At 36.6% G+C, this 24,711-nt stretch carries 13 protein-coding genes and 1 pseudogene; 6 read left to right on the top strand and 8 right to left on the bottom strand.

What is annotated here, in order from left to right; translation table 11 throughout:
* Nucleotides 1-4,392: pseudogene (locus tag EG849_RS12670) on the bottom strand (hypothetical protein); the annotation flags it as partial.
* 155 nt (nucleotides 4,393-4,547) lie between these two features.
* Here EG849_RS12670 and folE point away from each other — a divergent pair.
* The 4 genes from folE (at nucleotide 4,548) to lgt (ending at nucleotide 8,133) form a co-directional block, all read left to right on the top strand.
* On the top strand, nucleotides 4,548-5,219 hold the full coding sequence (gene folE / locus EG849_RS12665) for a GTP cyclohydrolase I FolE (protein ID WP_125013457.1): 672 nt from the start codon (nucleotides 4,548-4,550) through the stop codon (nucleotides 5,217-5,219).
* A 137-nt stretch (nucleotides 5,220-5,356) separates the two neighbouring features.
* Complete coding sequence (gene cysS / locus EG849_RS12660; RefSeq protein WP_125013456.1) at nucleotides 5,357-6,835, top strand: cysteine--tRNA ligase; 1,479 nt, start codon at nucleotides 5,357-5,359, stop codon at nucleotides 6,833-6,835.
* A gap of 9 nt (nucleotides 6,836-6,844) precedes the next feature.
* Nucleotides 6,845-7,138, top strand: a complete 294-nt coding sequence (yidD, locus tag EG849_RS12655; protein ID WP_125013461.1) for a membrane protein insertion efficiency factor YidD — start codon at nucleotides 6,845-6,847, stop codon at nucleotides 7,136-7,138.
* A 65-nt stretch (nucleotides 7,139-7,203) separates the two neighbouring features.
* Entirely contained in the window at nucleotides 7,204-8,133 is a 930-nt protein-coding gene (gene lgt / locus EG849_RS12650) for a prolipoprotein diacylglyceryl transferase (protein WP_125013455.1), read from the top strand.
* Nucleotides 8,134-8,559: 426 nt separating this feature from the next.
* Here lgt and secDF read toward each other — a convergent pair whose 3' ends face one another.
* From secDF to EG849_RS12615, 7 genes are all read right to left on the bottom strand, one after another.
* Entirely contained in the window at nucleotides 8,560-11,574 is a 3,015-nt protein-coding gene (secDF, locus tag EG849_RS12645; RefSeq protein ID WP_125013454.1) for a protein translocase subunit SecDF, read from the bottom strand.
* A gap of 219 nt (nucleotides 11,575-11,793) precedes the next feature.
* On the bottom strand, nucleotides 11,794-12,729 hold the full coding sequence (mdh, locus tag EG849_RS12640) for a malate dehydrogenase (RefSeq protein ID WP_125013453.1): 936 nt from the start codon (nucleotides 12,727-12,729) through the stop codon (nucleotides 11,794-11,796).
* A gap of 93 nt (nucleotides 12,730-12,822) precedes the next feature.
* Nucleotides 12,823-14,763, bottom strand: a complete 1,941-nt coding sequence (gene gyrB / locus EG849_RS12635) for a DNA topoisomerase (ATP-hydrolyzing) subunit B (RefSeq protein WP_125013452.1) — start codon at nucleotides 14,761-14,763, stop codon at nucleotides 12,823-12,825.
* 627 nt (nucleotides 14,764-15,390) lie between these two features.
* The gene (gene asnB, locus EG849_RS12630; RefSeq protein ID WP_125013451.1) at nucleotides 15,391-17,007 is read right to left on the bottom strand and encodes an asparagine synthase B; all 1,617 of its coding nucleotides are present in this window, start codon (nucleotides 17,005-17,007) and stop codon (nucleotides 15,391-15,393) included.
* Between the two features lie 318 nt (nucleotides 17,008-17,325).
* Nucleotides 17,326-17,775, bottom strand: coding sequence for a hypothetical protein (locus tag EG849_RS12625; protein WP_125013450.1), 450 nt, complete (start codon nucleotides 17,773-17,775; stop codon nucleotides 17,326-17,328).
* A 107-nt stretch (nucleotides 17,776-17,882) separates the two neighbouring features.
* Entirely contained in the window at nucleotides 17,883-19,643 is a 1,761-nt protein-coding gene (locus tag EG849_RS12620) for a TonB-dependent receptor (protein ID WP_125013449.1), read from the bottom strand.
* Nucleotides 19,644-19,676: 33 nt separating this feature from the next.
* Nucleotides 19,677-22,694: a tetratricopeptide repeat protein gene (locus EG849_RS12615; protein WP_125013448.1), complete on the bottom strand. Its 3,018-nt coding sequence runs from the start codon at nucleotides 22,692-22,694 to the stop codon at nucleotides 19,677-19,679.
* A 445-nt stretch (nucleotides 22,695-23,139) separates the two neighbouring features.
* Between EG849_RS12615 and EG849_RS12610 the strand changes: the two genes are divergently transcribed.
* Both EG849_RS12610 and EG849_RS12605 read left to right on the top strand, forming a co-directional pair.
* Nucleotides 23,140-23,823: a cell division ATP-binding protein FtsE gene (locus EG849_RS12610; protein ID WP_125013447.1), complete on the top strand. Its 684-nt coding sequence runs from the start codon at nucleotides 23,140-23,142 to the stop codon at nucleotides 23,821-23,823.
* On the top strand, nucleotides 23,823-24,710 hold the full coding sequence (locus EG849_RS12605) for a glycosyltransferase family 2 protein (protein WP_125013446.1): 888 nt from the start codon (nucleotides 23,823-23,825) through the stop codon (nucleotides 24,708-24,710). Before EG849_RS12610 ends, EG849_RS12605 begins: the two co-directional genes overlap by 1 nt.
* The last annotated feature ends 1 nt before the right edge of the window (nucleotide 24,711 follow it).

The following is a 24,711-nucleotide window of genomic DNA, read 5'->3' as shown; positions in this document are numbered from 1 at the left end:
GGCAAGCGTAGCGTGGTAGCTAATTGAAATACCAGCCTGACCGCCTGTAGCTTCTGCCGTTTTCGTAGAAAGAAGGAATTCCTCGATCAGGTCGCCCGGAGTTACCGTGTCGCAAAGTTCATAGTCAGAAATCGCATTCGGGACTGGTCTCGGGTTTACCACAAGAACAAGTTCTACGATGGTAGCACAGTCCGCAGCACCTGCATTGGTTACTCTGGCATAAACCGTTTGGGTCCAAGCATTGATGTTCGTGTAGCTTGCGCCTAATGGCAGCACGTTGTTCTGCGCATTGGTAAGCGTCTCGTGGTAAGTAACCACAAGGCTGGCATTACCCGCAGTGATCTCTCCTGTCTTCGATGAAAGTAAGAAAGCAGCGATTCCGTCATTGTTGTCGTCACAAACCTCTAAAGGTAATGGTGTAATGGCTTCTGGAGAACTAACAATACCTAAGGTTAGTGTTGTTACTGAGAAACAGTTTGTATTATTATCCTTAACATTTACATAAATTGTTTGAGGATTATTTCCATCACTTGTATAAAGGTTTGGAAGCGCTGTAAGCGGATCGCCTAACAAAGCTTCTGCTGCAGTGTAATGATAAGTAACTGTCACATCTGTTGCTCCTGCTGCTATACTATTATTTTGAGTTGAAAGATTAAATTCTCCTACATCTTGATTTGATCCCACACTACAAACAAAATAGGTTGGTACCTGAACTGCAGTAGGAAGTGGATTAACTATCAAATTAAATGAACTAACAGCAAAACATCCGTTTGCTACATTTGTTACCCTGACCCAAATTAATTCTTGAGGTCCTGCAGAATAAGCATCTGGTGAAACTACTGGATTGTTTCCGGCAATAGCTTCTGCTTCAGTATTAAAAAATTCAATTGCAACTCCTGTTTGATCTGCTATAATTTCATCATATTTAGTTGTCAAATCAAAAATTTCTGTTCCGTTACCTGGTGCATCCACATCACACAATTGATAATCAGCAATGTCAGTTTCTATTTCTGGTTTAGGATCAACTATTAAAGTTAACGTTTGTGTAGAGTAGCATTCTGTATTTACATCGTCATTTGCATTTTGAATTCTAACATAAATAATTTGTGTGTTTGCCACTGTATTTTGAAATGGCACTGTAGTTATTGCGTTATCAGAATTTTGAGCATCAGCTAGTGTCAAGTAATAAGATACTGCGTAAGCCGCATTTGCGCCCGTAATTTCATTACTTTTTTGAGAAAGAGTGAATCCTGCAAAACCATCGGTATTATCATCACAGATATGGAAATCTGATGGTGGAAATGTTACAGGTGGATCTGTGATCGTTATCGTAAAACTATTTTCAGCAAAACAATTTGAGTTTGGAGCTTGTACATAAACATACATTGTCATATCTGTATTAATCACATCACCAGCTACATAAGCTGTTCCTGTACCATTTGGTCCAGAAAAATAATTTCCTGAAGTTAATGCGGGCAAAGTATAACCTCCACATTCAGATACATTTGTAGGCGCATCAGGCACGGGTATTATACTAGTAATTGTAAATGATTTTATTCTTACACAACCATTAGGATCTGAAATCGTCATATATATTGTTTGCGTCTGCCCAACAATATTATAGGCTTGTGCTTGTGCTGGCGTCAAAGGCGAAGCTTGATTTTGAGCATCAATTTGGTTCAAATAAAATGCTGTAAAAAATTCATCAGCATCTGGAAGTCCTGCTAAAACAACACCTCTATTTACTGTCAAATCAAATGGTAAATTGTTACAGCTAAGAAGATTGTTAGGGCTTAATGAACGATCTTCAAAAACCTCAATTGTAACCGCTTTACTTGTTGTTACCGAAGTTCCGTCACAAGTTTGATAAATAGCCTGTGCCGTATAAGTAGTGGTTTCTGTTGGAGTTACAGTTATATTAGTATCCGTACTAAGAACAGATCCGTCTTCATTTAACCAAGAAAAATCTACGATTGATTGACCACTTGGTGTAAATCTCCATGCTTCATTTGTTGCACTCCATGCACCTGTATTTCTTCCTGGAGGAACAGTCGCCAACGTACCAGCTCCATTTTGGATACCAATAAGGCCTCTACCTGATTCCCATCCCATACAAGGCGTTCTTTTTTGTACATAAACATCAATGATATTTGAAATTTCATACATTACAATTTGACTCGTTGTTCTGTATTGTGGATCAGAACAAGAACTAGAACTAAAAGCAGGAACTTCATTAAATGATACTACAAAAGCCCTACACGGATAACTGCCTAGAACTTGGTAATTGATTACCGTGTTAGGTCCAGGATTATTAGTGGTATCCATATCCATAAATATACCATAAATAGCATTTCTAATATTAAATCCAGTATTTGGAATAGTACCATTTAGCACATAAGGACAAGGCGCACCATAAACAGTTGTATAAGGCAACCCAAAAGTAACTACCCCATTATCTCCAACTCTCACAAAGTCATAAGATTCTCCATAAAAACAAAAATCAAACGGCAAAGTAAAACTTGCAGTATAATCATCATCTGACGTAATGGGCATTGGTATACCACCCGTGAATGGAAAAGGAGGACAATATGGAATCGATTCAACTGTATATTGTGTCGTTGCTCCAATTTCTTGATAAGTTGCACTTAAATTTCTACTTTCTCCTACATTACATATTGATGTAACGTCAGATAAATTAACATCGCCCGCTAATACAGAAGCACATCCTGTGCGATTAACCGTAAAGGTTACTGTTCCTGAAATTTCTGATGCACATCCTGATGGGTTACTTAATGCCAATAGCAATGTATAAACTGTTGTTTCTGTAATAGGCGGAGGTGATTGAATAGTTGTTCCTGTTGGCCCAATTACTACAGGAAATTGGCTACCATCACTTGAACTGTAAATAAGTGTAGCCCCTGGCGTTCCTGTAAACGTTAATGGCGAAGTTGTATTTGGACATATATTTGTATTTCCTGTAAAAGAACCTGTTGCTCTTGCAATTACAGTTACTGTTGCACTGCCAGTTGCGGCTTGTGTACAACTTGGTGTAGCGCTATCAGATACACTTACTAAATTATATACAAATGTTCCAGCGGCAGTTGAATTTACCGGAACTGTAACACTACTACTTCCTGGCAAACTTGAAACTGTAACTGGAGTTCCACCGTTAATATTATATGTAAATGAGTAGGGAGCTGTTCCATTTGCTCCTAAAAAAGTGATTACTGGATTATTAATTGCATTCACACACATTGTAGCCGTTCCTGAAATCGTAGCAGTTGGCAATGGACTTATTGAAACCGTAGCAGAAGCAGTCAAAGAACAAGATGCGCTTCCTATAAAAAAAATGTCATCTATTGCTAAATCCCCTCCTCCGTTTTCAACAATTTCAATTGTTGCTAAAGTACTCGTTGCCGAGTTCCACGTGTAAGTGTATTGCACCCATCCACAAGCTGTGGCTCCTGGAGTTGCAGTTCCTATCGATGTTCCATTAACTAATACACTAACTACCGATGGCGTGGTTGCACTTACTGCTTGAAGCCAAAAGCTAAATGTATAATTTTGACCTGTCGCTACTGGAATATGTTGTTCCCAAATAGTGTTATTTAAAGCATTTGCAATATTTCCATTTACCACAAGTTGCGATCCTGTTCCATTGGTGTGATCCACACAGTTTGAAAAACCAGCAGCCCAAGTATTTGGATTTACAACAACTCCATATTCTCCAACTGTTGTTGAAGAACTCGCTGTTGCAAATTCATAATCTGATGTAAAACCTAAATTACCCAATGTAAAACCTCCGTTAAAAACCAAGTTTCTCGGAGCTGTATTTGCTGTTGCCGTATAAACGGTTTGCTGTGTCGGACTTACAGTTTGAACTGCAGCTGTTGATGCCGTATTCAGTGAAGGGTCAACTGGATTTGAAGACCAAGTATAAGATGTTCCTCCCGAAGCAGTCAATGTTGCACTTCCTCCAGATCCTGAGCAAATAGTTGCCGTTGAAGGAGAAATTGTCAAATTTTGTGCTTCTGCAATTACAATTCCGGTTAAAGAGGCAGCATCTCCATTACTATCCGTTACCAATACATTATAGGTTCCAGGCACAAGAGAAGTAAACACTCCACTTGCATTAGTTTGCGAAGCCGTTCCTGATATAGAATATGAAACATAGGGCGCAATTCCACCTACCCCATAAACAGTAATTGAGCCGTCATTAGCTGACGGACAAGAGCTGTTTATTACAGAATAATTAGCAGAAAGAACCGCCAAAGCACTTCTACTGGTGGAATTTACATTTTTTTTAACATTATTTTTAATCCCGCCGTTCTGAGCACTCAAGGTGCTAAAAAACAGACAGTTTAATAATAAGAGTAAAATTTTAGATCTCATTTCGGTATAGTTTAGGTGCGAAATTTACATAAATTTAAGAAACAATTATCTTAAAATTTTGATTTTTTTAAATTTAACAGCTTTAAAGAATGTTTGCTTTAAATTAATTATCTTTGCTGTCTTAAAATACTCATTATAATTACATAAATTTTCTGATGGTAAATAAAGAAGAATTTCTAGACGAAATTGGAGATAATCATATTGCAACAACGGCACAAAATCCAGTGAGAAGCGATGCTTTTGAAATTGGGGATGACGAAAAAATTGAATTGATTAAAAAAGATGTTGAAAACATTCTCTTAACTTTAGGAATGGACTTAACAGATGACAGCATGAAAGGCACGCCGAATCGTGTTGCCAAAATGTTTGTTAAGGAATTGTTTGGAGGACTAAATCCTGGCAAGAAACCTAACGCTTCTACTTTTGAGAACAATTATAAGTATGGAGAAATGCTGGTGGAAAAAAACATCACCTTATATTCTACATGCGAACACCACTTGCTTCCTATTATCGGAAGAGCCCACGTGGCGTATATTTCAAACGGAAGGGTGGTTGGCCTTTCTAAAATGAACCGAATTGTAGAGTATTTTGCAAAACGTCCGCAGGTTCAAGAGCGTTTGACCATGCAGATTGTTCAAGAACTGCAACAAGTTTTGAACACCCAAGATGTGGCTTGCGTTATTGATGCCAAACACCTTTGCGTGAATTCAAGAGGAATTAAAGATATTGAAAGCAGCACGGTTACTTCTGAATTTGGAGGTAAATTTAAAGAAGAAGCTACGCGCAGAGAATTCTTGGATTACATTAAATTTGACACGAAGTTTTAAATTAGCTACTTCCCTAGCCCTGATGGAAATGGAAATCCTTTTTTAAGCCAGGGCTATTTTTTGCTGCAGAAAAAAAGACATGGATCAAAAAGATTGAAATAAACAGCAGGAAATAGCTTCTAAAAAAATAAAAAAATATGCCTTTACATAAAGCTCATTCTCTAAAAATATACAATTCTCTTTCAGGAGAAAAAGAAGTTTTCACGCCTTTGCACGAAGGAAATGTTGGAATGTATGTTTGCGGGCCGACGGTTTACAGCAATGTGCACTTGGGAAATGTGAGAACTTTTATGTCTTTTGACGTGGTTTTCAGATACCTGCAGCACATTGGCTACAAAGTTCGGTATGTTCGAAATATTACCGATGTGGGGCACGTGGTGGATGATGAGGATGAAGGCGAAGATAAAATTGCGAAGAAAGCGCGTGTTGAAAAATTAGAACCGATGGAAATCGTGCAGCGTTATACCGTTGATTTTCACGAAATCTTGAAGGAATTCAATTTTTTACCGCCTAGCATCGAGCCGACTGCCACCGGACATATTATTGAGCAGATTGAAATTATAAAGAAGATTGTTGAAAACGGAATTGGATATGAATCAAACGGTTCTATTTATTTTGACGTAAAAAAGTTCAACGAAACACATAATTACGGAAAATTGAGCGGTCGAAATATCGAAGATATGATTGCCAATACCCGTGAATTAGACGGACAGTCTGATAAAAGAAATCCACAGGATTTTGCGTTGTGGAAACGTGCCGAGCCTGAACACATCATGCGTTGGCCTTCGCCTTGGAGCGATGGTTTTCCAGGATGGCACTTGGAATGTACAGCAATGAGCACCAAATACCTCGGGAATCATTTTGACATTCACGGTGGCGGCATGGATTTGAAATTTCCGCATCACGAATGTGAAATTGCGCAGAATGAGGCTTGCACGGGAGAATCTCCTGTAAACTATTGGATGCACGCCAATATGCTTACTTTGAACGGCAAGAAAATGGCAAAATCAACCGGAAATAATATTCTTCCGCGAGAGATTTATACTGGGGGAAGTCCGTTTTTAAGCAAAGCCTATACGCCTTCGGTTGCTCGTTTTTTTATGCTGCAGGCACATTACAGAAGCAACTTGGATTTTACGGATGATGCGATTGGCGCAGCTGAAAAAGGCTACATTCGTTTGATGGAAGCTTTTGATACCATTTCAGAAATCAATCCTTCAGACAAATCATCGATTGACCTTCAAGCTTGGATTTCGTTGTGCTATGACGCGATGAATGACGATTTCAATACGCCAATTTTAATTGCACAGCTTTTTGAAGCAGTCCGTTATATCAATTTATTAAAAGAAAATAAAGCAACGCTTACCGCGGAAGATTTAGAGTTACTAACCAAAACATTGGCTTCTTTTTTATTCGATGTTTTAGGTTTATCAAGCGAAAAAGCAGTTGGAAATACCGAGAAATTAGACAGCGTGGTCAACATGCTGATCGGAATGCGAAACGAAGCAAGAGCCAATAAAGATTTTGCCCTTTCGGATAAAATACGGGACCAATTGACTGACCTCGGAATCAATTTGAAAGACGGAAAAGAAGGAACGACATTTTCTATAAACTAAAACAAAATGATGAAGCTGTTGGTTTCATCATTTTTGTTTAAAATCATTTTTTTGACTTTAAAAAGAATTCTCATAGCGCCCTTTGTTTTGCTGATTCGGTTTTACCAAGCCGGCATCTCCCCTTTTCTGCCTTCGGCTTGCCGCTATGAACCCACATGCTCGCAATATACCTTGGAAGCGTTGCAGATTCATGGATTGTTTAAAGGTGGCTATTTAGGAGCAAAAAGAATTTTGAGTTGCAATCCGTGGGGCGGAAAAGGTTATGACCCGGTTCCGGAAAAAAAGTGCAGCCATAAACATTAACTCGTTTTTTTGAATACGATTAAATTCAAATCTTTATTTTTACACATAATTAAGACATAAAAAATATGACTACAGCTCTAAACATTGTTTGGAATCCATCAGAAGGTATTGACTTAGGTTTTTTTGTAATTCGTTTTTACAGCCTAATGTTCGTAGTGGCTTTCGTTTTAGGATGGTATTTGATGAAAAAAATCTTTGAACGTGAAAATGAAACTATTGAAAAATTAGATACCTTATTTATCTATACTTTTTTCGCAACGCTGATTGGAGCGCGTTTAGGGCATGTTATTTTTTATCAATCAGAACTATTTAGAGAAGATTTCTGGAGTGTTTTTCTTCCGTTTAAAACAAAACCAGAGTTTGAATTTACAGGGTTTTCTGGATTGGCAAGTCATGGAGCCGCAGTTGCCATTATCATAATGATGTATTTCTATAGTAAAAATGTTATCAAAAGACCTTTATTATGGATTTTGGACAGGATCGTGATTCCGGTTGCGAGTGGTGCTATTTTTGTAAGATTAGGAAACTTTTTCAACTCTGAAATTGTAGGTTATGAAACCAATTCTGCGTTTGGAATCAAGTTTTTAAGAGATAGCATTAAGCCAAATGTGGCTATGATTGAAACAAAGGCTCAAAACTTAAACGAAGCTTACAATCAAATTGCAACAAATCCGGAATATAGTGCTATTTTACAGAGAGTTCCGGCAAAACATCCTGCCCAATTGTATGAGGCTATTGGTTACGTATTAGTTTTTGCTGTTGTATTTTACTTGTATTGGAAAACAGAAGCAAGAGAAAAATCAGGGTATTTGTTAGGTGTATTTTTAGTGCTTTTATGGACCGTTCGCTTTATTGTTGAATATGTAAAAGAATCACAAGGCGGAATTGAAGAACAATTAGGTTTGTTTTCAACAGGTCAATGGCTAAGTATTCCGTTTATTATTATTGGCTTAATTCTAATGTTTAATGCTAAAAAGAAACCTGCCATTATTTAAATTTGTTATCCTTTAATATATTATCAAGAGAGCTTCATAGCTCTCTTTTTTTATGCTTTGTTTATACGAATTACAGGAAAGAAAGCTAGATGTCTATTACAAAACAAATCGTCGCTTATATCAAGAAAAAGACATTGATTGAACGAACAAGTATGGATCAATCCACAAAAACATTGTGGTATCCAAACTTGATGAGAAATACTTTTGTAAAATTTTTAAATTATAATTTTTCCGAAACTCTAGTTTGTCCGTTTCTAGGGAATTATTATAAAACAGCTAATTGACTAAAGACACTCGTACCAATTTACAAATACAAATCAGGTTAGAATATTTTATTTCCAGAAAAGAAACTAGAACAAGACCTACTGATACAAACAAAAAAAAGACCCAATTTCTTGGGTCTTTTTATATCTAAGAGTTTAGCTATTAAACTTTTTCTTCAATTGGATTGTTGTGCAAATCTTCAATTCTTTTGTGCTCAGCATCTGAGATTGAATCCACAAGAATTGGAGTTGCGATAAACAATGAAGAGTACGTTCCAACAACTATACCAATCAACATCGCGAAGATAAATCCCCTAATCGATTCTCCTCCAAATACAAACATAATCAACAATACGATTATCATCGTCAAAGATGTATTGATTGTTCTTGACATTGTTGTATTGATCGATCTATTTACGATTTCATTAAAATTACCTTTTGTTTTACCTGCTAAATACTCTCTAACTCTGTCAAATACAATTACAGTATCATTCATTGAGTAACCAATAACGGTTAAGATAGCCGCGATAAAGTGCTGGTCCATTTCCATGTGGAAAGGCATGAATTTATAACATAATGAATAGATACCTAATACAAAGATAACGTCATGCGCTACCGCTGCAATTGCACCTAAACTATATTGCCATTTTCTAAACGACACCATCAAGTAAAGGAAAACAACTGCCATTGCACCAAGAACCGCCCAAACTGAATTTGTTTTAATATCTTTTGCAACTGCCGGACCTACTTTTGAAGAAGAAACAACTCCAATGGTTTTTCCATCATAAGCGTTTACAAATTTCTCGTAAGTGATATCGTTTCCATAATATTTTTTCAATGTTTTAAAAAGGATTGTATTTGCTTCAACATCCGCTTCAGAACTTGGATCTTCGATTTTAAACTTGGTAACGATTTTCAATTGTTCTTTATCTCCAAGTACTTTTGCTTGAACACCGCTTCCGAAAGCTGAAGCATCAGAAAGCTCATCAGCAACAGTTGAAGCTTCAACTGGTTTTTCAAAACGCACCTGGTAGGTTCTTCCTCCTACAAAATCAACACCTTCATCAAGCCCATTGATAAACAATGAAGCGAAACTACCAATAACAATTACACTTGAGATTGCATAAGAGATTTTCTTTTTCCCTAAGAAATCGAAATTGAAATTTCTAAACCAGTTTTTAGATATTGAAGTTACAAATTTTAAATCGTGATTTTTAGAAGCACTCCATTCTAACAAAACTCTTGTAATAAAGATAGAAGTAAATAAAGACGTAAAAATACCAATTAACATAGTTGTAGCAAAACCTTTAATTGGTCCTGTACCAAAGATAAAAAGAACTGCTCCGGTTAAAATGTGCGTAACGTTTGCATCTGTAATAGATGACATCGCACCTCTCCAACTGAATGATTCTTTAATAGCCTCATCAAGTGTTTTTCCATCTCTTAATTCCTCTTTTGCTCTTTCATAAATAATGATGTTAGCATCAACTGCTGTACCCATTGTTAAAACGATACCCGCAATACCTGGCAGTGTCAAAATTGCTCCGATACTTGCTAGAATTCCGAATAAGAAAAGTAAGTTTATAATTAAAGCAATATTTGAAATCCAACCTGCTTTACCATAATAAACTACCATCCAAAGCGATACCAATAACAATCCAACTAAAGCTGAATTAATACCACTATCAATCGCTTCTTGACCTAAAGATGGTCCAACAGCGTCAAACTGAACGATATCTGCTTTTGCAGGCAATTTACCAGCTCTTAAAATATTTGCTAAATCTTTAGTTTCAGAAATATCAAAGTTACCTGTAATTTGAGAAACACCACCTGTGATGGCACCACTAGTAACTCCAGGAGCAGAATAAACTACGTTATCAAGAACAATTGCAATAGAACCTTGTTCTGTATACGCTTTTCCTGTCAAGGCTTCCCAGTCTTTAGCACCTCTACTGTTCATTACCATCTCAACAGATGGTTTTCCAAACTGGTCAAATTTATCACTTGCATCAGTCACAACGCTACCACTCATTGCTGGTTGGTTTTGTCTGTTACCTTTTAAAGCATATAATTCAAGAACTTCAACTTTTTTAGAATTTGGAGATTTCGCCGGATCAACGATTTGTTGGTCTAATATATTGATTGAAGTTGGTTTACCCCAAACAAATTTAGCATAACGTTGCTCACCACCAAGTAAAGATTTTACTTCGGTTTTTTTCAAATATCCATTTACAGCAGCCGTATCTTTTGAAGAAAAATATCCAAGGATTGGTCCGCCACCAAAAGCAACCATTTTCTCTACTAAAGGACCTTGATCAGCTGTTGCTGTAGAATCTTTAGCATCAGTCAACAATTTACCGATGGTATCATTAGCTATTTTTGCAGTCTCAGGAGCTTTTACAGCAACTTCCGTTTTTTTCAAAGCGTCATTAGCTGCCATCAAGAAATTACCCATTTCTTGAGCTTTATACGTTTCCCAAAACTCTAATTGAGCTGTACTTTGTAATAATTTTTTAATACGATCCACGTCTTTAGCACCTGGAAGCTCAACTAAGATTCTTCCTGATTCGCCAAGTTTTTGAATGTTTGGCTGCACTACGCCAAATTTATCTATACGCTCTGCCAATACTCTAAAAGCACTATCAACAGATTCGCTAACTTTTCTTTTAACAATAGTTTTAACTTGAGCATCGGTCATATTGAACGTAACTTCTTCAAGATTACGGTGAGCGAAAATTTCAGCTAATTTTACTGTTCCTTTAGATTCTTGTTCAAAAGCTGCAAAAAAGGCATCAATTGGATCTTGGTTACCCGTTCTTGTGGCATCAATTTCACTTAAAGCTTTGTTGAAAACTGGGTTTTTTGAATCATTTGAAAGCGTTTTCAAAACGTCTTTTACAGAGATCTGTAAAATCACGTTAACACCACCTTCAAGATCAAGACCTTTGTTGATTTGCTTGTCTGCAACTTCTTTGTACGTAAACTTTGTGAATCCAAGATTATAAACAATCTCTTTTTCTTTTGAAGTTAGGTATTCTAATTCTTTCTTCTCATCTCCATTAGCAAAAGCTTTTGCATCACTTTTAATACCATTGGCTACGAATGTGAAAGAAAGTTGGTAAATACTTACCAATGCAAATAAAATTGCAAAAAATTTAACGAGTCCTCTATTCTGCATTATTACTAAAAATTAATTAAGTTTCTTTTTATTTTGTTTCTAAACAAATAAAACAGACTAAATCAAGCAGTTACCTTAAACAGATGCAACAACTTGAGTTATTCCCTTTTTTTAAAACGAGCAAATATATAATTAACCAAAAGATTAACCAATTAATTTACTAATTATATCATAAAAAAAAGACTGCAAGAAGCAGTCTTTTAATTTATAAGGTAAAAATTATGCCAAAACTGATTTTAAATCAGCATTCATATTTCTTACAGCATCGGCGCTTTTAGCCAATAATGCTTTTTCATTTTCGTCTAAATTGATTGGAAGAATTTGTTCAATTCCATTTTTTCCAATGATGCAAGGAACACCCAAACAGATGTCATTTTGCCCATATTCTCCTTCCAAAAGAACTGAACAGGCAATCATTTTCTTTTGGTCATTCAAGATACTGTCCACCAAATAAGCTACTGAAGCTCCTGGCGCATACCAAGCGGAAGTCCCTAACAAACCTGTTAAAGTTGCACCGCCAACCATCGTGTCAGCAGCAACTTTTTCTAATTCTTCTTTCGAAAGAAATTCCGAAACCGGGATACCGTTATAAGAAGCCAATCGTGTCAACGGAATCATTGTTGTGTCTCCATGGCCACCAATTACCATGGCAGAAACATCATTTGACGGCTTATCTAAAGCTTTTGACAAATAATACCTGAAACGAGAGCTGTCTAAGGCGCCACCCATTCCGATGATCCTGTTTTTTGGAAGACCTGTTGCTTTTAAAGTCAAATACGTCATCGTATCCATTGGATTTGAAACAACTACGATAATTGCTTCTGGAGAAAATTTCAAGACATTTTCTGCCACTGACTTCACGATTCCAGCATTGATTCCGATCAATTCTTCTCTTGTCATTCCTGGTTTTCTTGGAATTCCTGAAGTAATCACCACAACATTACTGTTGGCAGTTTTAGAATAATCGTTTGTAACTCCTGTAATCTGAGTATTAAAACCTGTATTTGTAGCACATTGCATCAAATCCATTGCTTTACCTTCGGCAAAACCCTCCTTAATATCTAACAAAACTACTTCGCTTGCAATTCCTCTGTATGAAATAACGTCTGCACAACTTGCTCCAACGTTACCGGCACCTACTACTGTAACTTTCATATTTATATATTTGTTTATTCGTTTGTTTTTGGTTTGGTCAAAATAAAAAATCGGTTAATCATTTACGAATAAATGACTAACCGATTAAACTTTTTAAGCATCAATCTTAGCATACACTGCGTTCTTCTCGATGAATTCACGACGAGGCGGCACCTCATCACCCATCAACATGGAGAAAACCCTATCCGCTTCTGCAAGACTGTCAATGGTAACCTGGCGCAAAGTCCTGAAACCTGGATTCAATGTAGTTTCCCACAATTGCTCAGCATTCATCTCTCCAAGACCTTTATATCGTTGGATATTCGTTCCGCCGCCAAGTCTTTCTGTAATCTCATCGCGTTGCACATCTGTCCAAGCATATTCTTTTTTGTTTCCTTTCTTCACTAAATATAAAGGTGGAGTTGCGATATAAACGTGGCCGTTTTCAATCAACTCTTTCATAAACCTAAAGAAGAAGGTTAATATTAAGGTAGAAATGTGAGAACCATCGACATCGGCATCACACATAATCACTACTTTATGGTATCTTAATTTTTCTAAGTTCAATGCTTTTGAATCTTCCGAAGTACCGATGGTTACCCCAAGAGCCGTGAAGATATTTCGAATCTCCTCGTTCTCGAAAACCTTATGGTGCATTGCTTTTTCAACATTCAAAATCTTACCACGCAATGGCAAAATCGCTTGAAACATTCTATCACGGCCTTGTTTTGCAGTACCGCCCGCAGAATCTCCCTCGACAAGAAAAACTTCACATTTTGCTGGATCTTGCTCAGAACAATCTGATAATTTCCCTGGCAATCCACCGCCACCCATAACGGTTTTTCTTTGCACCATTTCACGCGCTTTTTTCGCAGCGTGGCGAGCCTGTGCAGCCAAGATGACTTTTTGAACGATAACCCTGGCATCATTCGGATTTTCTTCCAGATACGCTTCAACCATATCGCCAACAGCCTGGCTTACTGGAGAAACCACTTCTCTGTTTCCAAGCTTTGTTTTTGTCTGTCCTTCAAATTGTGGCTCTTGGACTTTAACCGAAATAATCGCAGTCAATCCTTCACGGAAGTCATCACCGGTAATCTCAAATTTCAGTTTATCTAAAAGCCCAGAAGCATCTGCATATTTTTTCAAAGAACGGGTCAAACCGGTTCTAAAACCTTGCAAGTGCGTTCCTCCTTCGTGCGTGTTGATATTATTTACGTAAGAGAAAATATTTTCAGAATAACTCGTGTTGTAAATCAAAGCCACCTCAACAGGAATTTCTCCCTTGTCGCTTTCCATACTGATCACGTGCGAAATAATCGGCTCGCGGTTACCATCCAAAAAACGGATATATTCTTTCAAACCTTCAGTCGAATGAAAAACTTCGCAGATAAATTCGCCTTTATCGTCTTTTTCTCTTTTATCCGTAAAAGTAATGGTGATCCCCTTGTTCAAATAAGAAAGCTCACGCATACGCGCTGACAATGTATCATAAGAAAACTCTACGGTCTGCGTAAAAATCGTATCATCTGGGTAAAAAGTAACAATTGTTCCTCTTTTATCTGTTTCTCCGATTTGCTTAACCGGATACATCGCTTTTCCTCTTTCATATTCTTGCTCATAAACCTTTCCATCTTTATGAACCGTAGCTCTCAAGTGATTTGACAAGGCATTTACTACAGAGACCCCAACACCGTGAAGCCCCCCAGAAACTTTGTAAGAATCTTTGTCGAATTTTCCTCCAGCACCAATTTTAGTCATTACAACCTCAAGTGCCGAAACGCCTTCTTTTTTATGTATATCAACTGGAATACCACGACCGTTATCTTCTACAGTGATTGAATTATCTTCATTAATAGCAACTGAAATGGTGTCGCAATGGCCACCCATCGCCTCATCGATTGAGTTATCGACAACTTCATAAACCAAATGGTGCAAACCTCTTACACCTACATCTCCAATATACATCGACGGACGCATTCTCACGTGCTCCATCCCTTCTAATGCTTGAATACTATCGGCTGAATAATTGTTCTTCTTGATTTCTTCGCTCATATAAATTTGTCTAAAAAAGGTAATTTTATGTTTAACGAACAAATATATAAAAACGAGGGCGATATACCGCCTTAAAAGCCGACTTTAGCACTTAAGTTATCAACATTTTATTGGGTATAAGTTATAAATTAAACGTTTTGAATTACACGATTTCAACTTAAAAAATACAGCATACACCATTGCGAACATTTTTGTTATTCGATGGGAAAAAGAAATATTTGAAGCGAATCATTTGGCATTTTCAGCCTTCCCTATTCCCGCTGGCACGACTCGCTGTTTTTCTGCCTTACATCGCAGAAAAATGAGCTCAAACAATCGAGCCATCGGGGCTATCTGAGCAACCTTAGGCATTTTTGGAAAAATTGTCACCAATGCGAAATCAGAATCGACAACTGTTGCCACATAATTATTCAAAAGACAACAAAAAAGCGAAAACCAATCTCAAATAGCCCCGATGGTGGAATTGCTTGAGCTCTTAAACCTGGCAGCGAAGCAGGTTTAAAGCGAGTTCCTCCAGCGGGAACTGCCGTTCCTGAAACAGACTGAACTTTCGCTTCAAAAACAAAAAAAGCGCCACTTTACAGCGACGCTTTTTTTAACCAACAAACAAAACTTCTAATTTGAAATTTAAGCAATAACACCTGGTTTTGCAATGGCAGTGTCCGCTTGCACGTGCGCTGCATTGGCGCGTCCGCTTGGGTCTTGGTTTTCTTGCCATTTCGGAATCCATTTTCGCACCGTTTGCGCCGCGCTCACTTGCGGGAAATGTTTGTGGAAAATAGCTCTATAAAAATACGCTTCTTTGGTCGTAGGCGTGTTATACGTAAATCTTTCTCCTGCATGTTCCAATTGATAATCAGTGATTTGAGTAGAACAATAGTCGATCAATTGGTCGATCCAGTTGTAACCAACTCCGTCAGAAAACTGCTCTTTTTGTCTCCACAAAACTTCTTGTGGCAAATAAGGATCTTCTGGCGTATCGAACGCTTTTCTCAAGATGTATTTTTCAACGCCATCGTATGTTTTTGGCTGTTTTTCTTCGGGCTGGATTTTGATTGCCAAATCTAAAAATGCTTTATCCAAAAACGGAACACGAGCTTCTAAACCGTGCGCCATTGTTGATTTGTCAGCACGAAGTAAATCGGCTGTAAATAATTTCTGAACTCTTTCAATCGTTTCTTTTTGGAAATCTTCTGTGGAAGGCGCGTTTCTAAAATACAGGTAACCTCCGAAGATTTCATCTGCTCCTTCTCCCGACAATACCACTTTTATACCTAAATCAGTAATGGCTTTTGAAAGGAAATACATTGGCGTGCTTGCCCTCACGGATGTCACGTCATAAGTTTCTAAATGCCAGATTAATTTTTCAAGAATCTCGATTCCTTGTTCAATGGTAAAATGGATTTCATGATGTTCTGTCCCTAAAAATTCGGCAACTTTTCGCGCAGCTTTTGCATCTGGAGCCTCGGCATCCAATCCGATAGAGAACGAGTGTAATTTTTTTCCTTTTTCTTTTAACAAGCGTGCCGCAATTGAGGATGTCAAAGACGAATCCAAGCCGCCAGAAAGCAAAACGCCGATTGGCACATCGCTCATTAACCTTTTGCGTGTTGCTTCGGTCAATGACTCGCGAATGTCAGTCAAATCTAAAGCTTCGGTTGCTTTTGTGTAATCTTCATATTCTGGTTTGTAATATTTTACGAAACCTGTTTTCGGTGTGTAATAATGTCCAGGAGGGAAAGTTGCAAATGTTTTACATTGGTCTGCGATGGGTTTCATTTCTGAAGAAAAATAAACGCGTCCTCTTTCGTCCAGTCCATAATACAAAGGCTTCACGCCAATTGCATCTCTTCCTGCAATGAAATCATCGCCGTCAATAACTACGAAAGCGAAATCCCCGTCCAATTTATTTAAAAAGTCATAACCGAATTCTTCGTACAAATGCACAATTACTTCAGAATCAGATTTTGTACGAAAACTGTGTGATTTCAAAACGGTTTCTCTCAATTCTTGGTGGTTGTAGATTTCTCCGTTGTGAACCATATAAGCGTTTTTTGTTCCTTTGATGGGCTGTCTTCCTGAATGCAAATCGATGATTGACAAACGTTCGTGGCTTAAGATGTGCCCGTTTTCGGTAACATGCAAATCGCTTTCGTCTGGTCCGCGATGTGACATTCTTTTAGAAAGTTGTTTTACTAACGCTTCATCTTTTCCTTTTCCTATAATTGCTAAAATTCCACACATATCTTTAAATTTTAATCTTGGTTATTTAATTGGTTATTTTGTTGAAGCAAATTTGGGTCATTTGTTTTATTTAATAAAGCTTATTTTAATTTTTAGCTATAAATTAAAACTTATAAACAAAATTTTATTCAAATTTGAAACACAAACTGCACTTGAAATATACTTTTAGTTTTAAATCATAAAAAAAGCCATCCGAATGGAATGGCTCTTTTTATTTGAATGATTATTTTGGCAGATTTTACGTTTGCAATTATATCATAAGCTATTTAAAACCTGTTTCTGAAATGCTTCTCAGCATTAACATCTAACTTTTCACTGCTATTCTACGCTTTCTATTAGGTATTTTGTTCCGTTTATTTCAAAAGTATAATCAACTTGTTGTCCCATTAATTTGCTTCCTAATGGTGATTTTGGCGAAAGTGCGATTATGTTTTTATCTTCAATTTTTATTTTTGGCAAGGCCGAAGACATAAATAATAAAATTCCGTTGGCTTTGATCAAGCTTCCAAGAGCGATAATTTTGTTTGGTTTTGACGCGTCAATTTTATCTAAAACATCTTTTTGCTCTAAATATTCCTTAATCTTATGATTCAATTTTTCCTGTTCCAAATGCATCATGGACAACGCCGTTTCGTGTTTGTCTCCGGCAGAACCTTTGGCGTCGTTTTTGGCGTCTTCGGTTAAATTAGAAATCATATCGTGAAAGACATCGATTTTATCTTGAACCAATTGTTTGTAATAGTGAAGGATTTTTTCTTTGAAAGTCATTTGTCATATTTTTTTCGGAACGCAATTTTACTGTAAACAAAACCGCAGATTCGCAGATTTTAAATTATCTGTGAATCTGCGGTAAAAGTAATTTAATTAATTTCTTTTTAGAAATCAAACTTGTAGCTGGCTCCTAACAAAACTTGAATTCCTTGAACCGGATAATTCAACCACTTTTGGTAGTCTTGGCTTGCCAAATTATTTCCTTTCAAAAACATGGTCCATCTTTCGTTGTATTTGTAACCCACGTGTGCGTTTAGGTCGAAATAACTATCTAAAGTTGTTGTCACACTTTCATCTCTCAACAAAGAAGTGTAGCTAAAAATATCTTTTCTTTCTCCTACGAAAAATACGCTTGTTCCTGCATATAACTTCTCAGTAATATTGAAATCAAGATTTGCTTTCACTTGTAATCCTGGTAAATTCCAAGCTTCTGCCTGAACATCTGTAGTGTAACTGCTGAACGTTCCGCTTACGCCGAAAGAAACATTTTTAGAAAAATCAGCTTTTAACTCTCCGAAGAAACTGATTGTTTTTACATTGTCATACACTACATCAAATGAATTTCCGAAGGCATAGCCTTCTTTATTTGCATTTTCATTATTGTAAGGATTGTTCAGAAACATCGCTTTTTGATCTTCATTTTTATAAGAACCTCTGATATTGAAACCTACGTTGTTTGCGATTTTTCCTTTCATTCCAACATAGATATCATATTTTTGGTCAGTTGGATTAATTCCTAAAGTTGGCGAAACGAAGAAGTTTTCTTGTACCAAATCTCTATAAGTATTTTGCTTCAAGCTTCCTTCCGCTCCTGCGTACGCAATCATCACGTCACCAACAATTCTGTAAGTTGCAGTAATCTGCGGATATACAAAAAACTTGTTGTCGCTGTTCTCATTGTCCATACTATAGAAAAGTCCGGCTCCTAAATTTACTGTCAAATCATCTTGCTGGTACGTAAAGCTCGGCTGCACACCGATGTTAGTGTAAGCATAATCAATGCTATTACCTAAAGCGAAATAATCTTTCTCGAAAGAACCTCCCAAATAATCCACAATGAATTTAGCGTTAACTTTTTGGCCCGAAACTTCAAAACCAACGGTTGGCGTTACAAAAAATCTGTTTTCAGAAGAACCGAACGCGTCTGAAAAATGATTGAATTTAACGGTCGCATCTTTAAAAATACTTTCTTTTGCTGCAAATCTTGCTCCAACATAAATATTTTGGTAGGTCTGTTGCGGATCAATGCTGTTAATCAAGTTGAATCTGTCTTGCGGATCAGCCAGATCTGTTGCAAAGTCATTTCTCAAACCATACCAATTGTAAATTTGGTGTTGGTAACCTGCGTCAACATTCCAAGAAAAGTCTTTTTGCTGGTTTCCGTAAGTCAAGTCTAAAGTCGTATTGTAAAATTTGTCGTCAAGCAAAATACCGTCAATTCCGCCTTGCGAAGAAATGTGACGGAACATGCCGCCCACATATTCGTTTTTATTTAGATTTTCAGTAACAAACAATTCCGCATTTAGCGTTCCATAATTTCCAACGCCAAGCGTCGCATAATTACTGAACAATTTTTCTTGTTTTGATTTATCAACCGCCGCCGCGCGACCTTTGGCTGGCGTGAACGTTGACGCTACCGGAAATGAGAAAATATTATATTTTATTTCTTCCTTTTTAGTATTGTCATCATCTTCTAAAGTCGGGGTTTCTTTTACTTTGAAAGCGTCAGAAATGGTTGGCGTGTAAGGCTTCACCACGTTTACCACTTCTGTCCCGATATTTTCATCTTTTTTTTGTGCAAAAGCGGTTTGAAGTCCTGCAAAAAGGAATACAAAGGCAATTTTATATTGAATTTTATTTGTCATAATACAAGTGTTGAAATTTAGAATTAGATGAAATTAGTTTTGAATCGATGAGTTGCGTTTTGCCTCTTCACCTTTAATAATATCCAATTCTTTTTGTGCTTCTTCAATAACATCTGGATAGTCCTTGAAGTTTTTCAAGACGCTTTCCAAAATGTAATTCGCTTGGAAACTGTCTTTTAATCCATAGAAATTCTTAGCCATTACCACCAATCCTTTCGCTCCAAAATATTTATATCCAGAATAATCTTTTGCCAGTTTTTGAACGGCCGTATTTGAAGTTTCAAACTTTCCGTCCTTGTTTTTGAAATAAGCATCATAGTACAGCGCTTCTGCTGCCAATTCTCCTTTGGCAATCGTCAATAATTTTGCGTAAGCCGTTTTTGCTTTAGCTTCATTATTGATTTTTATGGCAGAACGCGCTATGATCACTTGCGCATCACTTTTTACTTTATCATCTGTTTTTGCATTTGCCAAAACTCTTTCGGCGTAAAGCACCGAGTCATCATAATCTTTTTGCTCATAAAAAGCTTTCATCAAATTTGATTGTGCAAACGTAATATTCTGAGGATAATCTGCTTCTGCTTCCAATCTTTTCAATACCGGAACCGCTTTTGCATAATCTGCTTTTTTCAAATGGATTTGAGAAAGACGCGCCAAAGACTGTTCTGTAAATTCGTTTCTTGGTTTTGCAATTACGAATTCATAATTAGGAATCGCATTGTTTTCCAATCCGTCAGCAAAATAAGATTGTGCCAGATAGAAATTGGCTTTTAATGAATTCACACCATTCGGAAATTTCGCCACATAACTAGTCAATGCCGAAATAGCTGGTTTCAAGTTATTTTGAAGATATTGTTTTTCTGCTACTTCAAAAGCATCATTATCCAATTCAGCATCCGAAACTTCTACAAAATCTAGAGTTCTAACCCAAGTAGCATATTCATCTACTTTTCCTTTGTCAAGATAAATTAATCTTGCCGTTGAAACGGCTTCCAGAGCTTCTGGTGTATTTGGAAATTCTGCCACAACTTTTTTCAATTTTGTCAACGCCAAATCCCCTTTTTCTGCATTGTAATACACCAAACCTTGACGCAAAATTGCTTTTGAGGCATACGAGCTTCCTTTGTATTCTGCAATTAATTTATCATAGGTTTTAATGGCAAGATCAATCTTATTTTCAGCTACATAGGTATTTCCTAATTCATACAGAGCATCATCACGCAATTGCGATTTTGGAAAATTTGCGATAAAAGTGTTGAAATCTTCAATCTTTTTTTCATTTCTGGAAACAAAACCATAACTCATTGCTTTTTGATAGGCCGCATAATCAGCATCGATGCCTTTCATATCAATCGCTTTGTTGTAAGCTTCCATTGCAGGCCAATATTTTGCAGTAACATATTGACTGTCACCTAAACGAAGGTAAGCGTCATTCAAACGAACCTTGTCATCCTTTGCACCTGCAATGTAGCTTTGAAAATTTGTCGCTGCTTGGTCGTATTCTTTCAGCTTGAAATACGTGTAGCCGATATTATAGTTTACGTTTTTATTTTCAGGCGTGTTTTTAGCTTCGGCACTTCCGGTAAATTGTTTATAGGTTAAAAGTGCTTCTTGGAAATTACCCAAAACATACTCTGTTTCTGCTTTCCAGAAAGTGGCGCGAGCCGTAAATTTCGCATTGCTTCTTTCTCCTAACGATTTTTTAAACATCGAAAGTGCTTCTTGGTAGCTTCCATCAGTGTATAATTCTAAACCTCTGTAAAAAGTCACTTTTTGATACGCTTCCCTGTTTGAAGTTTTATTTTTCTCTAATAAAACCAAGGCTTCTTTGTAGTTTTTTGAGGTAATATACGAATTGATCAAAAGCGTTTCAATTTCGGCTCGGCTCGGATTATTTGGATATTTTTCAATAAAACCGCTTAAAACCCCTGGAATACTTTGGTAGGAATTTCCGATTTCATAGCTCAATTTGGCGTAGTTCAAATATGCATCTTCTTGGATTTTGGCATCAAATTCCATTTCAGAAGCATTTTTGAACGCATTCAGGGCTTGCTGTTTTTTATCAGTCTTTAAGTAGCTTTCCCCTAAATGGTAGTACGCATTTTGCGCTACCGAATCTTTTCCATCGATGATCTTGTTGAATTGCGCAATGGCATTTTCAAAATCGCCTTGCTTGTAATAAGCGTAACCCAATTGGTAAAAGTCAGTGTTGCTCCACTTTCCTTTTTTCCCTTTGTATTCACTCAAATACGGAATCGCTTTGTCATACTGTTTTAAGTTGAAATAGCTTTCTCCGATGATTTTATTCAATTCTGATTTTTCTAGCGCGTTTGATTTGGCCATTGCCGCTTTTCCAAGTTCGATGGCTTTGTCAAATTTCCCCAGCTTAAAATTCATATCTGCCTGAAAATAAGACATCTTGTCTTGGTATTTTTCTTCGCCCGAAACTTCATCAAATAACTTGGTTGCTTTGGTATAATCGTCTGATTCATACGCCATAAATCCTAAGTAATATTTGGCTTGAGAACCATATTCTTTAGAATTCACCACTTGGTTGAAATAATTGGACGCTTCTTTTTTATTTCCAGAAGTAAAAAAAGTATATCCTTTTTGAAAATTGTATTTATCGCGATCGTCTTGACTTAAAGTGCTTTCATCGACTTTGTCAAACCATTTCATTGATTGCGGATATTTTCCTTGTTCGAAATAATAATGCGCTACTTCAATGTAAGCTTGGTTTTGCTTGGTGCTTGTTGGATAATCTTCTACAAAACCTTCCATCAATTGGTCGGCATTGGCTTGGTTTAAACGAATGGCGCAATTGGCAATGTAATAAGCACAATCAGCTTCAACATCTGAGTTTTTATTTTCGTTTTCGGCTTTCACTTTCTCGAAAATAATTTGTGCGGCTTGGTATTGTTTCTCTTTGTAAAGTGAAACCGCCTTGTTATATTCTCTTAAATCGTTTGTGTAAATTGCTGATTGCTGTGCAAAAACCGGAGCGGTTGTGGCAAAAGAAAAAAGCAGAAATAACCTTGAAACTTTGTGCATTTTTAGATGGTTTTGTTTAAAATTCAAATATATCAAATTCTTAAGTTTATAACGGTAGCGGGTTTGGGTTTATTGTAAACATTCTTTTTAACATTTTTAGGCAAAGGGTTTGAGGTTTGGGGTTTAGGGAATTAGGTTTAAAAAAAACGTAAAATAAATGGAAATAAATTAAATTTGATTGAGCCGATTTTTAGGTCAACGACAACCATTGTAAGTAATATTGGTCCCGGCGTTTCCAAAAAATTCAAATGGTTTCTCTAATAGCCCCGATTGGCGGCAGTAGCTTTTTCTTCCGTTTTCGGAGAAAAACTACTGCAGAAAGCGGGAATTGCGTTTGCTGAAAATACCTGATGTTTCGCTTCTAAAAATTTTAAAACAATCAATTGCAATTAAATTTTGAAACCGTAGCTTAACTTATTACTTTTACAACATAAACGAAATTACTATGTCGCAACCTGTGCTTTTTTTGAGAAATGTAAATATTTACCAAGATAAAAATCCTGTTTTAATGAATGTGAATATTGAGATAAATCACGGAGAATTTATTTATATTATTGGAAAGACGGGTTCTGGAAAGAGTAGTTTGATGAAAACTTTGTATGCTGATTTGCCTTTAACTGAAGGTCAAGGAAGCATTGTGGATTATGATTTGGCGGCGTTAAAAGAGAAAAATATTCCGTATTTGAGAAGAAAAATCGGGATTGTTTTTCAGGATTTTAAGTTGCTTCCGGATCGAAATATCAACGAAAATATGGTTTTTGTTTTGAGAGCGACAGGCTGGACGGACAAAAATGAAATGCAGGCAAAAATTGAGGAAGTACTTGAAAAAGTGGGTATGAAACATTTTGCATATAAAATGCCACACCAACTTTCAGGGGGTGAACAACAGCGTATTGCGATTGCAAGGGCACTTTTAAACGACCCTGAAATTATTCTTGCCGACGAACCGACGGGAAATCTTGATCCGCAAACGAGCGTTGAAGTTATGGAAGTTTTGCGCAAAATTAACGCGAACGGAAAAACGATTATTATGGCGACGCACGATTATGCCCTTTTGATGAAATATCCTGCAAAAACGTTGAAATGCGACAGCGGTTCTGTTTTTGAAGTGGTTCAGAGAACGGTCTAATGATTTCGGTTTTAATTCCGACATATAATTACAATGTTTTTCCGCTGGTTTCGATTTTATTCGAACAGCTTGAAAAGTCCACTGTTTCTTTTGAAATTATTTGTCTGGATGACGGTTCTGAAAAATTTCATTCTGAAAACCAGCAAACCAACTTTTTAAATAATTGCTCCTACTCTATTTTAGAAAAAAATATTGGACGAAGCGCTATTAGGAATTTATTGGCAAAGAAAGCAAAATATGAAAATCTGCTTTTTTTAGATGCTGATGTGATTCCAGTTTCAGAAAATTTTATTTCAACGTATCTTTCTCATATCAATTCAGAAGAAAAAGCAGTTTATGGCGGGATTCGTTATCAAGAAGAAAAACCTGAAAAAAATCAGGTTTTACGCTGGGTTTATGGGAATTCTCGTGAAGCACTTTCGGTTGAAAAACGCAATGAAAACAATTATTTGTCATTTTTGACTTTGAATTTCTTGATATCTAAATCAGTTTTTGAGAAAGTAAAATTCAATGAAAATATTCCGAATTTAAGACACGAAGACACCTTGTTTTCGTTTGATTTAAAACAGGCTCAAATCGAGGTGATTCACATTGAAAACCCGATAATTCACAATGGCTTGGAAAGCAGTTTGGTTTTTTTAAAAAAATCAGAAGAATCATTGCAAGGTTTGGATTATTTGATTGAAAACAAGTTGCTTTCTTCTGAATATGTACGACTTTCTGAGAAATTTAAAAAGTTTAAAAAATACAATTTAGAAGGTTTGTATCTGTTTTTTTACAAAACTTTTAAAAAATCATTTTTAAAGAATTTACTTGGAAAAAATCCTTCGATGTTTGTTTTTGATTTGTATCGATTGGGTTATTTTATGGCTTTAAAAACAAAATAAT

The sequence above is a fragment of the Flavobacterium macacae genome (assembly GCF_003865365.1).
Classification (GTDB): domain Bacteria; phylum Bacteroidota; class Bacteroidia; order Flavobacteriales; family Flavobacteriaceae; genus Flavobacterium; species Flavobacterium macacae.
Note: the sequence above shows the minus strand (reverse complement) of the source record. Positions and strands in the feature narration are given on the sequence as shown.

Bases quoted from the DNA above. Each gene is read 5' to 3' on its own strand.
- EG849_RS12615 (WP_125013448.1), bottom strand. From the start codon at position 22,694: ATGCACAAAGTTTCAAGGTTATTTCTGCTTTTTTCTTTTGCCACAACC.
- asnB (WP_125013451.1), bottom strand. From the start codon at position 17,007: ATGTGTGGAATTTTAGCAATTATAGGAAAAGGAAAAGATGAAGCGTTA.
- gyrB (WP_125013452.1), bottom strand. From the start codon at position 14,763: ATGAGCGAAGAAATCAAGAAGAACAATTATTCAGCCGATAGTATTCAA.
- EG849_RS12620 (WP_125013449.1), bottom strand. From the start codon at position 19,643: ATGACAAATAAAATTCAATATAAAATTGCCTTTGTATTCCTTTTTGCA.
- lgt (WP_125013455.1), top strand. From the start codon at position 7,204: ATGACTACAGCTCTAAACATTGTTTGGAATCCATCAGAAGGTATTGAC.
- cysS (WP_125013456.1), top strand. From the start codon at position 5,357: ATGCCTTTACATAAAGCTCATTCTCTAAAAATATACAATTCTCTTTCA.
- folE (WP_125013457.1), top strand. From the start codon at position 4,548: ATGGTAAATAAAGAAGAATTTCTAGACGAAATTGGAGATAATCATATT.
- mdh (WP_125013453.1), bottom strand. From the start codon at position 12,729: ATGAAAGTTACAGTAGTAGGTGCCGGTAACGTTGGAGCAAGTTGTGCA.
- EG849_RS12605 (WP_125013446.1), top strand. From the start codon at position 23,823: ATGATTTCGGTTTTAATTCCGACATATAATTACAATGTTTTTCCGCTG.
- EG849_RS12610 (WP_125013447.1), top strand. From the start codon at position 23,140: ATGTCGCAACCTGTGCTTTTTTTGAGAAATGTAAATATTTACCAAGAT.
- EG849_RS12625 (WP_125013450.1), bottom strand. From the start codon at position 17,775: ATGACTTTCAAAGAAAAAATCCTTCACTATTACAAACAATTGGTTCAA.
- secDF (WP_125013454.1), bottom strand. From the start codon at position 11,574: ATGCAGAATAGAGGACTCGTTAAATTTTTTGCAATTTTATTTGCATTG.
- yidD (WP_125013461.1), top strand. From the start codon at position 6,845: ATGAAGCTGTTGGTTTCATCATTTTTGTTTAAAATCATTTTTTTGACT.